Annotated in this window: 13 protein-coding genes and 3 pseudogenes; 8 read left to right on the top strand and 8 right to left on the bottom strand. The window is 60.3% G+C overall.

Going from position 1 to position 12862, the window contains the following annotated elements:
- The first annotated feature begins 177 nt into the window (after positions 1-177).
- On the top strand, positions 178-906 hold the full coding sequence (locus tag GA0004734_RS00755; RefSeq protein WP_092930357.1) for a LuxR C-terminal-related transcriptional regulator: 729 nt from the start codon (positions 178-180) through the stop codon (positions 904-906).
- A 92-nt stretch (positions 907-998) separates the two neighbouring features.
- Here the strand turns inward: GA0004734_RS00755 and GA0004734_RS00750 are convergent.
- Positions 999-1151: pseudogene (locus GA0004734_RS00750) on the bottom strand (GapR family DNA-binding domain-containing protein); the annotation flags it as partial.
- Positions 1152-2211: 1060 nt separating this feature from the next.
- Here GA0004734_RS00750 and GA0004734_RS00745 point away from each other — a divergent pair.
- The 5 genes from GA0004734_RS00745 (at position 2212) to GA0004734_RS00725 (ending at position 6590) form a co-directional block, all read left to right on the top strand.
- Positions 2212-2550 (top strand): hypothetical protein, encoded by a 339-nt coding sequence (locus tag GA0004734_RS00745; protein WP_092930355.1) that lies wholly within the window; start codon positions 2212-2214, stop codon positions 2548-2550.
- Positions 2547-3014, top strand: a complete 468-nt coding sequence (locus tag GA0004734_RS00740) for a metallophosphoesterase (RefSeq protein ID WP_092930353.1) — start codon at positions 2547-2549, stop codon at positions 3012-3014. Before GA0004734_RS00745 ends, GA0004734_RS00740 begins: the two co-directional genes overlap by 4 nt.
- Positions 3015-3133: 119 nt before the next feature.
- The gene (istA, locus tag GA0004734_RS00735) at positions 3134-4630 is read left to right on the top strand and encodes an IS21 family transposase (protein WP_139056207.1); all 1497 of its coding nucleotides are present in this window, start codon (positions 3134-3136) and stop codon (positions 4628-4630) included.
- Complete coding sequence (gene istB / locus GA0004734_RS00730; protein WP_092930036.1) at positions 4627-5385, top strand: IS21-like element helper ATPase IstB; 759 nt, start codon at positions 4627-4629, stop codon at positions 5383-5385. Before istA ends, istB begins: the two co-directional genes overlap by 4 nt.
- Before the next feature lie 728 nt (positions 5386-6113).
- On the top strand, positions 6114-6590 hold the full coding sequence (locus tag GA0004734_RS00725; RefSeq protein ID WP_092930349.1) for a hypothetical protein: 477 nt from the start codon (positions 6114-6116) through the stop codon (positions 6588-6590).
- Between the two features lie 61 nt (positions 6591-6651).
- Here GA0004734_RS00725 and GA0004734_RS00720 read toward each other — a convergent pair whose 3' ends face one another.
- The 4 genes and pseudogenes from GA0004734_RS00720 to GA0004734_RS00705 form a co-directional block, all read right to left on the bottom strand.
- On the bottom strand, positions 6652-6906 hold the full coding sequence (locus GA0004734_RS00720) for a DUF2312 domain-containing protein (RefSeq protein WP_092930346.1): 255 nt from the start codon (positions 6904-6906) through the stop codon (positions 6652-6654).
- A 109-nt stretch (positions 6907-7015) separates the two neighbouring features.
- Positions 7016-7135, bottom strand: a pseudogene (locus GA0004734_RS00715) (GapR family DNA-binding domain-containing protein); the annotation flags it as partial.
- Between the two features lie 199 nt (positions 7136-7334).
- Entirely contained in the window at positions 7335-7640 is a 306-nt protein-coding gene (locus GA0004734_RS00710) for a DUF1244 domain-containing protein (RefSeq protein WP_092935708.1), read from the bottom strand.
- Between the two features lie 70 nt (positions 7641-7710).
- Entirely contained in the window at positions 7711-8505 is a 795-nt protein-coding gene (locus tag GA0004734_RS00705) for an N-formylglutamate amidohydrolase (RefSeq protein ID WP_092930342.1), read from the bottom strand.
- Between the two features lie 297 nt (positions 8506-8802).
- Here GA0004734_RS00705 and GA0004734_RS00700 point away from each other — a divergent pair.
- Together GA0004734_RS00700 and pyk are read left to right on the top strand one after the other, a co-directional pair.
- A pseudogene (locus GA0004734_RS00700) lies at positions 8803-9174 on the top strand (DUF1036 domain-containing protein); the annotation flags it as partial.
- On the top strand, positions 9174-10613 hold the full coding sequence (gene pyk, locus GA0004734_RS00695) for a pyruvate kinase (protein ID WP_092930340.1): 1440 nt from the start codon (positions 9174-9176) through the stop codon (positions 10611-10613). The pseudogene GA0004734_RS00700 and the gene pyk, both read left to right, overlap by 1 nt.
- A gap of 62 nt (positions 10614-10675) precedes the next feature.
- Here pyk and GA0004734_RS00690 read toward each other — a convergent pair whose 3' ends face one another.
- From GA0004734_RS00690 to ykgO, 3 genes are all read right to left on the bottom strand, one after another.
- Positions 10676-11710, bottom strand: a complete 1035-nt coding sequence (locus tag GA0004734_RS00690) for an alpha/beta hydrolase (RefSeq protein ID WP_245292303.1) — start codon at positions 11708-11710, stop codon at positions 10676-10678.
- A gap of 162 nt (positions 11711-11872) precedes the next feature.
- The gene (locus tag GA0004734_RS00685) at positions 11873-12529 is read right to left on the bottom strand and encodes a tetratricopeptide repeat protein (protein ID WP_245292302.1); all 657 of its coding nucleotides are present in this window, start codon (positions 12527-12529) and stop codon (positions 11873-11875) included.
- A 108-nt stretch (positions 12530-12637) separates the two neighbouring features.
- Entirely contained in the window at positions 12638-12763 is a 126-nt protein-coding gene (ykgO, locus tag GA0004734_RS00680; protein WP_034855034.1) for a type B 50S ribosomal protein L36, read from the bottom strand.
- Between the last annotated feature and the right edge of the window lie 99 nt (positions 12764-12862).

Genomic DNA, 12862 nt, shown 5'->3' with positions numbered 1-12862 from the left:
TTGTGAGGTGAAATCTTGTATATTCCCGCTCCCCAAAACAAAAATGCCCTGAAAATACGGGGTATTTTTTTCTCTATACGGTAAATCCCCTAAAAATAGATCTTTTGGTTGTAAACTCGGGCGAAATTTGACACCGTCTCACCAGACTTACAGTAAGTCGGCATTCGGAGTCCGGTCATGGCCACCAAGGCGCACTCATCGCTCTCCCCATTCAGCCCGGAATGGCGCGATTTGAATTCCGTTCCTCCGCATCGCTATTTCACGTCGAATCCCGTGGTCGATCGCCTCAGGCGTGCCGTGCCGTTCGATCATATCGTGATCAGCGGGCTCGACCTGGAGGGGTATCATTTCGGACGTGGCGTGTCCGTGGATACCGATCTGCCGCCGGCCTATGTCGAGACCTATGCGCGCGAGCGGCTCTATGAGATCGATCCCTTCGTCGAGGCCGCGCTTTCGGGAAAGGTCGTGATCGAGGCCGAGGTCTTCGCGGAGACGCCGAGGCCGGCCCTTCTGGAGCGCGTGACATCGACCTTCAACGTTCACAATCGAACGCTCGTGCCGGTCATGCGCAGTTCCGTGGTCTACGGTGCCGTCACCTTCATGCGGGAGACGCCGTTCGACAGCGAGGAGCTCGCGTTCGTTACTCTGATCGCGCCCTCCCTGCATGCAGAGGTCACGCGGCCGCTGATGGAGCGCTTTGCCGTTTCGCATCTGCGCTTGTCGCGCGGTGAGGTCGCCTGTCTGAAGCAGGCGAGCCATGGCCTGACCAGCGAGGGCATCGCGCGGGCGACAGGTTACCAGAACGATACGGTGAACAGCTACATCAAGTCGGCCATCAAGAAGCTGGGGGCCGCGAACCGCACCCACGCCATCGCCGATGCCATCCGGCGAAACCTCATCCATTGAGCCTGATCCACAGCGCTGGCCGTCAAACGCAAAACGCCGCCCGTCGATCCTGACGTGCGGCGTTGACGTTGCCTGCAGATGACGCGGCCGGACTATTCCATGCCGAGAGCGGCCATGTAGGTCTGGAGGATCGTTTCCTCTTCGATGCGTTCGTTCGCATCCTTCTTGCGCAGGCGAATGATCGTGCGGATCGCCTTGGTGTCGTAGCCGCGGCCTTTCGCTTCGCCCATGACGTCCTTGATGTCGTCGTTTACACATATTCTCTTTAAAGTGTACTCGTGCGAAGCACTCCGTTTCGGCTTTAGCCGACAAAGGCATGGCCGGGCGAGCGGCTCACCATATTGCAAGCAAGCCGGCCAATGCCGTCTTTCTAAGAAAACAAAGGCGGCGTTAGCCGTCTATATCCGGCACTGCCGGTTCGGACCCCGAACGAAGCGCAGCGTAGCGAGGGGCTCTCAGAGCTCGACGTCAGCGCTTCCCTGCCGTTATATTAGACAGTCATTATTTTCGGCGCGAATTTTTGATGGATGAATCCAAGCTGGGAAAATCGGTGGGTCCACGTCGTCGCTGGGCATCAACGATTGAATGCCGAATTGTGAGCGAACCTCTTGAAAAGAAGCGAGGATTACACAGACGCTTTACCCTTGCCTAACACCCACGCCTAAGTACCTATCGGTTACGGTATCACGCCTCCCGAGGAGAACTAGGCCGCGCGCTTTGTAGAACTGGAAAAGTTTCTCCCTGTCGGGCCGCGATATAGCTTCTCCATTTTCAGCCGCACTTACTACGCGATATTCGACTCCTGCATTTTCCGAGACGATCTTCATGCTGAGAGCCTCGAATGCACGAGCAGCAGCAAACGCGATGGCGCCTGTACAGTAAGTGTATTCGGAGTTCGCCGACACTCTTGGTGTCCGCGTCTCCGGGTCCCACCATCGAGCGCCCGAGCAGCGCACCTCACCCGAGCCAATCTCTACGGTGCCCAGGAACTCAATGTCAGCACGCTCGTAATAATCTCGAAGCCTAGAATTGACCTCGTCAATTGGTCGGATTCCCGTCTCAGCAATTCGCAGGGACTTAGGGCTAACGCTGGCCGCAGCGGCAGCATCTAGCTGTGTAAGGCCTGTCAAGGCGCGAGCGGCTCGAAGGGCGGCGGGTGGTACTGGCGGCTTCATAAACCGGTTCAGCCGGTCGCCAGTGAGAAAGTCAACAAAAACCAAAATGGGGTCTTTAAATACCCATGAAACTCTGTAAGGTTCAAAAAATAGGATTCGTATTGACCTATTATTGAACAGGAAATCTAGCTTGAGCGACTCATCTTCCCTTCACTGGTTTGGGCTCACCAAAAAAGAATTGGAGTTTCGACTACGCAAGATTGCCGACGACATTTACGCCGGTCCGCCGAAGATTGATGCCGTGCCCGCGATTATCGAGAACTGGGCCTTAGCTCGGCGCACCGTTCCCTGCCTTGTTGGCATTCCCATCGGTCACCCGACAATAGAGGACGGAAAGCCTCTGTTCTCTAGCGAGCTATTTTATCTCGATGAACAGAGGGGCGTAGCTCGGTCATTTTCTCGTTGGTACCGGTTAGGTACTCGTGTCGAGCCAGAATTCTGGGATCAGCGCACCCCGAGGCAACAATGAGAGCGTGGATTTTCTCCGACCTTCATTTGGAAATCGACCCGAATTTTGCATTAACAAAAATTCCCGATGCCGACATCTGCCTCTGTGCGGGTGACATCTTCGACGGTGGTGTTCTGGCAAGCATTCTCTGGCTGGGAGAGTTCGTTGCCCCGCACATGCCTGTCGTTTTCGTGCCTGGGAATCACGAATACTATCGCAGCTCCTTCAAAGAAGGACGAGCCGGCGGCTACAAGCTGGCGGAAGCCTATGACGACCTATTCCTGCTAGACGGTGATTCGATCATCCTTGGCGGATATCACTTCATCGGGGCGACGCTTTGGACCAATTTCGATCTGCACGACGAGCCAAGATTAGCAATGGCGCTCGCCAAGAATGAATTGAACGACTACCGCCGTATAAAGTTATCAAAGACCCCGTTCAAGCGGTTCTCGCCACACGAGAGCCTTTACCTTCATCTCCGATGAGAGCGGCGGTGCAAAATTAGACCACGGTAGCGGCGGGATTGTCCCGCTTCGGGCGGCGTAAAAGTCGGCCACCTATTTCTCTTCTGCAATGAGCGCAGGAGGGCCTGGGGATCTATACCGTGGAATTATATCTGAAGGTTCGACTGGCTTGCTCGGAAGGCATGAGCCGGCGTCAGGCTGCAAAGCATTTCAACATATCGCGCGACAGCGTTTCCAAGATGCTGTCCTATTCGACGCCACCTGGCTATCAGCGACAATCACCGATCCGGCGGCCCAAGCTGGATGCGTTTGTCTCGACGATCGATCACTGGCTGGACGAAGACAGACAAGTGCCGCGCAAGCAGCGCCATACGGCCAAGCGGGTGTTTGACCGGCTTCGAGACGAATGCGGGTTCACTGGCGGCTATACGATCATCAAGGATTACATGCGCGAGCGGGATCAGCGCCGCCAGGAAGTGTTCGTGCCGCTGTCGCATCCGCCCGGCCATGCGCAGGCCGATTTCGGTGAGGCGATGGTGGTCATCGGCGGTGTCGAGCAGAAGGCGCATTTCTTCGTGCTCGACCTTCCGCACAGCGACGGCTGCTACGTGCGGGCCTATCCGGCGGCAGTGGCCGAGGCCTGGGTCGATGGCCATGTCCATGCGTTCGCTTTCTTCGGCGCCGTGCCGCAATCGATCGTCTACGACAACGACCGTTGCCTGGTGGCGAAGATTTTGCCTGACGGCACCCGCAAGCGCGCGACGTTGTTCAGCGGCTTCCTGTCCCACTACCTTATCCGGGATCGCTATGGCCGTCCCGGCAAGGGCAACGACAAGGGGAACGTCGAGGGTCTCGTCGGCTATGCCCGGCGCAACTTCATGGTACCGATCCCGCAGTTTGCGACATGGGAGGCGTTCAACACCTTTCTGGAGGAGCAGTGCCGGAAGCGCCAGCGCGACAGGCTGCGCGGCGAGAGCGAGACGATCGGCGAGCGCTTGCGGCGCGATCTGGCTGCCATGCGCGCCTTGCCAGCCTCGCCATTTGATGCCTGCGACCAGGCAAGTGCCAAGGTGACGGCGCAGTCGCTGGTGCGCTACAAGACCAACGACTATTCCGTCCCGGTCGCCTATGGCCATCAGGATGTGTGGGTGCGCGGCTATGTCAACGAAGTGGTCATTGGTGGCCGTGGCGAGATCATCGCCCGCCATCCTCGGTGCTGGGAACGGGAAGACGTCGTCTTCGATCCTGTCCATTACCTGCCGCTGATCGAGCAGAAGATCAATTCGCTGGATCAGGCAGCGCCCCTCCAGGGCTGGGACTTGCCGCAAGAGTTCGCTACGCTGCGCCGGTTGATGGAAGGCCGCATGGCCAAACACGGCCGGCGTGAGTACGTGCAGGTCCTCCGCCTGCTGGAGAGCTTCGAACTCGCCGATCTGCATGCGGCGGTGAAGCAGGCGATCCAGCTTGGCGCCATTGGCTTTGACGCCGTCAAGCATCTGATCCTGTGCCGGGTGGAACGCCGGCCGCCCAGACTGGACCTGTCCATCTACCCGTATTTGCCGAGGGCGACGGTCGAGACGACATCGGCGAAGGCGTATATGCGTCTCCTGTCGTCGGATGCGGGAGAAGTCGCATGAACACCCAAGCACCCGAGATCCTTCTCACCCATTATCTCAAAACCCTGAAGCTGCCGAGTTTCCAGCGCGAGTACCAGAAGCTGGCCCGGCTGTGCGCCACCGAAGGCGTCGATCATGTCGGATACCTCACCCGGCTTGCCGAGCGGGAGATGATCGAACGGGACCGTCGCAAGGTCGAGCGTCGCATCAAGGCGGCCAGGTTCCCGGTCGTCAAAAGCCTCGACAGTTTCGACTTCGCCGCCATCCCAAAGCTGAACAGGATGCAGGTGCTGGAACTGGCGCGCTGCGAATGGATCGAGCGCAGGGAGAACGTTATCGCTCTCGGCCCCAGCGGCACGGGCAAGACCCATGTGGCGCTCGGCCTCGGCCTGGCCGCCTGCCAGAAGGGCCTGTCCGTTGGGTTCACGACAGCGGCCGCACTGGTCAGCGAGATGATGGAGGCGCGCGACGAGCGGCGTCTCATCCGGTTCCAGAAGCAGATGGCCGCCTACCAGCTGTTGATCATCGATGAACTGGGCTTCGTGCCGCTGTCAAAGACCGGCGCGGAATTGCTGTTCGAGCTGATCTCGCAACGATACGAGCGAGGCGCGACCCTGATCACCAGCAACCTTCCTTTTGACGAATGGACGGAAACCTTGGGGTCCGAGCGCCTGACCGGCGCTTTGCTCGACCGCATCACCCATCACGTCAGCATCCTCGAGATGAACGGCGACAGCTATCGTCTCGCCCAAAGCCGCGCCCGAAAGGCCGGCTGACGCCCTTCGAAAATCGCAACGCGCGCATGAGACCCCCGCTCGGGCCTAAGCCCTCCCGGCGGTCTCATGCGCGCGCCACAAGTGGCCGACTTTTGCGCCGCCGCGTGGCAGGATTTTACTCCGCCGTTGACAAACTACTACGAATTTGGAGGACGTTTCCAAGCCCTTTCGCAGGCATTGGATCATGCAACCGTCGGTGCGACACTGCGATATGCGGGAACGACGATTCAGGGTGACGCTCTCTCGCGCCAGCAGAAGGAGCTGGCGGTGAAGGTTATGGGAAAACTGATCACGGGCGATCTTCGTGCGTCAGGACCCATTGCGAACGAGCTTATGCGTTTTCAAAATCGCCTGCGGATAAGGGTCATGCCTCCGGAGCAGCTTCTTGATTGGACCATTCAGCGCACAGAGCGAAATGACACAATGTTATATCCTATGCCTTGGGGGTATTGTGCATGGTCCAAGACCAGCGGCAGGTATGCTCAATGCTTGGAGAAAGCGCAGAGAAAGGTCGGCATTTCACGGCCAGATAATAAGAAGAGACCATGCATTTGCGGCAGCGGTTGCAAACAATTCCTCCGTACGCCTGAGTTCGAGGGTTTTTGGGAGCACGCTGGGGAACGTCACCAGCAAATAATCGATAATCCTGCCGCACCCGATCGCCTCGTGGAAGCTGCGAGGGAGGGTGTTCGGATAGCTCGCCAATCTGAAAGGATGGAGACGTTGTAATGCGTACCCTGAAATTGATAAAGCTGCCACCGAAAACCCGAAAGGCTACCGGTGAAGAAGCCGCGGTTCTTTCGGAGGGTACAGAGGCCTCGGTAGAGTTGAACGCCGAGCAACGGTTTCAGCGAGGCCTCGATGAACTGCGAGCTGTCACAACGTTTTCAGAATACCAGCAGGCTGTGGAGCGTGGTGTTTCCTTTACCGTCGATGGATTTCGGCGAAGGATTAAGGTCGGGAACACGGCGATGCGGACAACGCACAGAGAGCTATTCTCACAACTGAACGATATTTTGGACTACATTTATCCAGAAATTCTCGGCGTTCGGCGTAATCTGAAAGGACGGTCCAGAAACCCAAATCAAAAACCCAAGAGGCGATCCAAGGACGATGAGGTCAAAAGGCTAAAGGTGCAGCTGGATCGAATGGATCGCGACTGTCTCGATCTACTCGCGGAATTACGCATTCTGAGAGCGAACTAATATATTGCTGGTATTGACCGCGTGCTGCCCGTCTCGTGGCAGCACGCGGTCTCGTCATTCTCTACTCCATGCCCAGGGCGGCCATGTAGGTCTGGAGGATCGTTTCCTCCTCGATGCGCTCGTTCGCGTCCTTCTTGCGCAGGCGAATGATCGTACGGATCGCCTTCACATCGTAGCCACGCCCTTTGGCCTCGCCGAAAACGTCTTTCACATCGTCGGCGATCGACTGCTTCTCTTCTTCCAGCCGTTCAATCCGTTCGATGAACTGACGCAGCTCAGCCGCCGCTACATTTTCCACCGTATTGCTCTCGTCCATCGTCAAACTCCCAAAAATTCTTGAGCCTCAGTAGGCTACTAGATATAATGTCCCGATAAGTAGCTGATATTGAATGCTTTAGTGGCTCGGTCTAATTGGACGATGTGTGCAAATCACTCGCGATTGCAGCCTTTTCTTCTTCCAGGCGCTCGATACGCTCGATGAACTGGCGAAGCTCGGCAGCGGCGACGTTTTCCACGCCCGTTTCCGGGATTGTTCTCTCGTCCATTCCTGTTGTCCTTTTCGTTCAGGCTGTTTGATAGAGCATACGCCTCGTCGTCCCGCCGGGGAGGGCAAAGACGGGATGCGGGAATTTCGGAGGCTTTCGGGCCTCATGCCCGGCTGGGCCGTCACCTGCCGTGAAGCGGCGTCGAGGTCAAGTCACTTTGCGCAAAGATTGCCGCGCGCCGCTGCCGCCTGCACCGTGCTCACGCCTTCGGGCGGTTGATCTCGAAGGCCGGCTGCGTGTCGGTATTCGCCTCGCGCTGGTGCTTCTCGCGCCATTCGTCATAGGGCATGCCGTAGACGATCTCGCGGGATTGCTCCTTGGTCAACGGCTGCCCGCTCGCCTCGGCCGCATCGCGATACCAGTTGGACAGGCAGTTCCGGCAGAAGCCGGCAAGGTTCATGAGGTCGATGTTCTGCACGTCGCTCCGCTCGCCGAGATGCGCCAGCAGGCGGCGGAAGGCGGCAGCCTCGAATTCGGTGCGCTGTTCCGGTGAGAGTGCGGGCATCGGGCTTGTGTCGGGCATGGGCATATCCTTTCGGTCGGCGGAGCGAACAGGGCGCTCCCAAGGCAAAGTGTTACGCGGCGTAGGGTCCCGTGCGGGAGGGGTGCCGCTCCGTGCGGTGCAGGTCGGCGCGGGCGTTCAGCCGCTCGAAGATCGGCGCCAGACGGTCGATCCAGGCGGCGACGCCCTCCGGCGTGCCGATCTCGTCCTGGCGCACCTCGATCAGCGCATGCGGCATGCCGGTTTCCATGCAGTGGCGGTAAAGCGTGTCACCGCGCAGGGCGCCGTCATAGGGCTCGTTGTCGCCGACCACGACATCGCCGGGTTCGCGCAGCGCTGCCAGAAGCGGCAGCACGGCGCGCGCGTCTGTGTCCCAGAGCACGGTGACATGCCATGGGCGGGGTTCGCCCTTCCAGGCCGGGGTGAAGGAGTGGAGCGACAGGATGAGCGGCGTGCTGCCGCTCGCCTCTGCAACCTCGGCGATGGTGTCGGCAACGGCCCGGTGATAGGGGCGATGGAAGCCCTGAAGGCGCGCCTCGGCTTCTTCCGGCGATAAAGGATGATTGCCGGCGATGATCGCGCCGTCGGAAATCTTCATGATCAGGGTCGGATCGTCCTCGCCGCGGTTCGGGTCGATCAGCAGGCGGGAATAGCGGCTCATCACGGCGGGCACGTCGAGACGCGCGGCCAATCCCCGGATCAGAGGCTCCACGCCGATGTCGTAGGCGATGTGCCGGGCAAAGGCGCTTTCGGCCAAGCCGAGCGTGCCGTAGCGGGATGGCAGCCGGTTGGTCGCGTGGTCGCCGAGCAGCACGAGCCCGCGGCTCATCTCGCCTCTGATAATCTCGAACGGCGCCTCGTCGGCCATGGGGTTCAACCTCCTTGCATGCCTTTACAATTTTGATGACATGCCGAAAAGGCGATCGCAAGGCAGGCGCTTAGGGACTACGCGGTGTCCGCCCGGAAAAAGCCGGAAATGAGACCTTACACTTCCGTTGACTTTCGCCCCGCACCGTCGCAAGAAAGTGCCTCGACAAAATGCAATGGAGCACCATTGGAAACCGTGTCTCGACATCTTCTCTCCCCGTCGAACATGCGTCGCTTGTCTCTCGGTGGATTGACTGTCTTCGCGCTCGCGCTCGCCTCCCCCCTCGTGGCAACGGAGGCGCGCGCCGAATTTCGCGTCTGCAACGGTACGCAGAACCTCGTCGGGGTGGCCATCGGCTACCGCGCCAAGGAAGGCTGGATCACCGAAGGTTGGTGGCAGGTACCTGCCACCACCTGTGCGACGCTGATCGAGGGCGAACTGCAATCCCGCTACTACTATCTCTACGCCGAGGATGCGGCGCGTGGTGGCCGGTGGACAGGCAACGTCAACATGTGCGCCGCTGAAAACGAGTTCAAGATCGTCGGCGTGCAGGACTGTTTTGCGCGCGGTTTCCAGCGCATGGGCTTCAAGGAATACGACACGGGACGCCAAGGCAGCTGGATGGTTCAGCTTTCCGATACGCCCGCGACTCAAGAAGGCCAGAATTGATGAGACGGAATAGAAAAGCCAAAATCCTTGCGACGCTGGGACCGGCGTCGAACGAAGAGGCGATGATCCAGAAGCTGCACGAGGCCGGTGCGGATCTCTTCCGCATCAATATGAGCCATGCCAGCCACGACATGATGCGTACGCTCATCGAGCGTATCCGCTCCGTCGAGGCTCGTTGCGGCCGCCCCATCGGCATTCTCGCCGACCTTCAGGGTCCCAAGCTTCGCGTCGGCAAGTTCGTCGACAGCAAGGTCGACCTCGTTCCCGGCCAGACCTTCACGCTCGACGACAACGAGACGCTCGGCGACAAGACCCGCGTCTTCCTGCCGCATCCCGAAATTCTCGAAGCGGTCAAGGCCGGCGACCGGTTGCTAATCGATGACGGCAAGCTGCATCTGCGCGCCGAAAGCGCCGACGGCAAGAGCATCGTCTGTACCGTCGTGTCCGGCACCAAGATCTCCGACCGCAAGGGCGTGAGCCTGCCTGATACGCTGCTTGGCGTCGGCGTCCTCACAGACAAGGACCGCGCCGACCTCGATGCCGTGCTTGCCACGAATGAAGTCGACTGGGTGGCGCTCTCCTTCGTCCAGCGTCCCGAAGACCTGATCGAAGTTCGCAAGATCTCTGGTGGCCGCGTTGGCCTGATGTCGAAGATCGAGAAGCCGCAGGCGATCGAACGGATCGACGAAATCATCGAGCTTTCGGATGCGCTGATGGTTGCCCGCGGCGACCTCGGTGTCGAAATGCCGCTCGAGGCCGTGCCCGGCCTGCAGAAGCAGCTCATCCGCGCATGCCGCCGCGCCGGCAAGCCGGTCGTTGTCGCCACGCAGATGCTGGAATCGATGATCTCGGCACCGGTCCCGACTCGCGCCGAAGTCTCCGACGTCGCCACCGCCGTGTTCGAAGGTGCGGATGCCGTCATGCTGTCGGCCGAGTCCGCCTCCGGTGATTACCCGGTCGAGGCCGTTGCGACCATGTCGTCAATCGCCAGCAAGGTCGAAACCGACCCGCATTATTCCGGCATCATCTACGCCCAGCGCACGCCGCCGGAAGCGACGGGTGCGGACGCCATCTCGCTTGCCGCGCACCAGATCGCCGAAACGCTGAAGCTGTCGGCCATCGTCTGCTACACGTCTTCGGGCAATACCGGCCTGCGCACGGCGCGCGAGCGTCCGCAGGTGCCAATCCTCGCCCTCTCGCCTGTCATCCAGACGGCGCGCCGGCTCTCGGTGGTCTGGGGCATGCACTGCGTCGTCACCAGCGATGCGACCGACCTTGACGACATGGTCAATCGCGCCTGCCGCATTGTCGCCTCGGAAGGCCTTGCCGATCCGGGCGACCGCATCATCATCTCGGCAGGTGTTCCGCTCGGCACGCCCGGCGCCACGAACATGCTGCGCATCGCCTATATCAGCGAAGACGGCGCCGGCGGCGTCTGAGCCTTCGAAATACCGAACGACAAAACGCCGCGTTCCCGCATGGGGACGCGGCGTTTTGTCGTTCAGTCCTCGTTGTCGCCGGCGATGCGCTTTTCCGCTGCGCGGGCGATGCCATCGAGATCGGGCGTTTCACCGGCAACGGTCTCGATGGCGGCGATGGCGACGTCGGTAACGATATAGTCGGGCTTGTGGCCGAGATTTTGGATGGTGACCAGCCGTGAACCCGCGATCGCCTCATGCAGTTGGCGGGAGTGAATGTCCGGCAGGACGACCTTGTCCCGGTCTCCGGTGATGATAACCGTGGGCGCTGTGATTTCGCCATAGCGCGGCGCGACCTTCGTGACATAGGCGAGCAGATTGGCGATATCGACGGCATTGTTGCGGAAGGTCGCGGGGCGAAGCGCCAGATAGGTCTTGCTCTGGGCGATGTAATCGTCCGGCCGGTGGTTGGGCGCAAAGACGCTGCGGGTGGCCTTGTCCACCAGCAGGCGGCCGACGGTGGGTGCGACGAGGGTCGCGAAGAGATCGCCGAGCAGAGGCGTCTTGGCGACGTCATAGTACCACTCGACGCCGCCCGGCCAGGGATGGGTGGCGGGGGAGAGGAAGACGAGGCCGGCCACCATGTCCCTGTGGTTCAGGGCAAAGGTCGCGGCAATCGCGCCGCCGAAGGAATGGGCGACGATGATCGCTTTGCGGATCCCGCGCTTCTTCATGAGGGCGGCCACCGCATCCGCCTGTCCGTCCGGATAGGCGTTGCGCGGCCCGCCGCGCTCGGAATAGCCGAAGCCGGGGCGATCGAGGAACAGCATCTCGGCTCGGCCTTCCAGCTTCGCACGAAAGGCTGCCATCGGGTCGTTGAGGTTGGCGCTGGCGCCGTGGATGAAGACGATGGGCGGCAGGTCTGCGCCGGGCGGGCGGGGCACGTGAACGCTGTTCATGCTATAGCCGCCGACATCTGTGAGGTCGCCCTCATGGCCGCTGGTCCGCTCGAAGGCCGATGCCTGATAGGTTCCGGCACCGATCCCCACGGCCATCAGGATGAGGAAGGCGGTGAGCGTCGAGAGCATGATGATCCTGCGGGTCGGGAAGGGAGGCATGGTCTATCGTCGTCACACCGTTAGCGATACTGGAGCCGATGCGCTAAACCGAGGGTAGGGCTTGCGGTCTGAATCGGATTGTCGATGTCATACGGAGCGCTCCGGGGAACGGTTCACCGGAGCGCGGATCGGCGCATTGTCGGAAGGTAGAGCAAGACCCTCTTAGGTACGGTTGCCCGCCAGCTTCTCTTCCAGTTCCCCCACCTGCTCCTGCGCCTTGCGCTCGGCGGGGTAGACGGCGAGGAACTGTTCCCAGGCGCGCAGGGCCAGTTCGTCCTTGCCGGAGGCGGCGAGGATTGCTGCCATTCCCGCAAGCGCACCGAAGTGCCGCGGCTCCAGCGCCAGCACGCGGTTGATGTCGGACATGGATTTCCGGTAGTTGCTCATCTGGTAATGCAACGTCGCCCGCTGGTTCCAGCCCTCGACATAGTCGGGCGCCAGCGCGATGACCTGATCGTAGAGGTCGAGGGCACTCGGCTGCTTGCTGTCGGCCACGGCCTTTGCCGCCCACTGCATGAGCAGGTTCACGGTCGCACTTCCCGAATCCTGCCATTCCAGACGGATCTGCTCGGCAATGCCGCGCGCCTTCTCGGCATCCCGCTCGCGCTTCAGCGCGGCAAACAGGGTGTCGAGCTTCTCGGCCCGCGTCGGGAGTTTTTCCGGCTCGGCAGGCTTCGCTGTGGGCCTGTCTGCCGTTGGCGCCTGCGCGGTATCCGCCGCCTGGACAGGGACAAGGCACGACACGACAAGACATGCCGCAACCAGAGGCGCCAGGCGAGACAGTGCGGAAATCAGGGTACGGGACATGAAAAAGGCCATGGTGAGAAGGTATCCCGCCATGGCCTCAGATCAAATCAATTTTATGACATGCCCCTCGACCAAAGGTCGAAACACAGGTCAATTCAGTCCCGCTTCGGCAGATATGCCTCAGCCCTGACGGGCCTTGAAACGCGGGTTGAGCTTGTTGATGATATAGACGCGGCCCTTGCGGCGAACCAGACGGTTTTCGCGATGACGGGCCTTCAGCGACTTAAGCGAATTTTTGATCTTCATCTTTCTGATCCGCAGTTGCGGCGAATGCACATTCGCACAGGGTCTAAACAATCAAAAAGCGCGCCTGCGAGCCTGTCAGGGCTGAGCGCGCTCTTTACG

The organism is Rhizobium sp. 9140 (assembly GCF_900067135.1).
Classification (GTDB): domain Bacteria; phylum Pseudomonadota; class Alphaproteobacteria; order Rhizobiales; family Rhizobiaceae; genus Ferranicluibacter.
The sequence above is the reverse complement of the archived record's forward strand: the minus strand, read 5'-3'. Positions and strand labels throughout refer to the sequence as shown.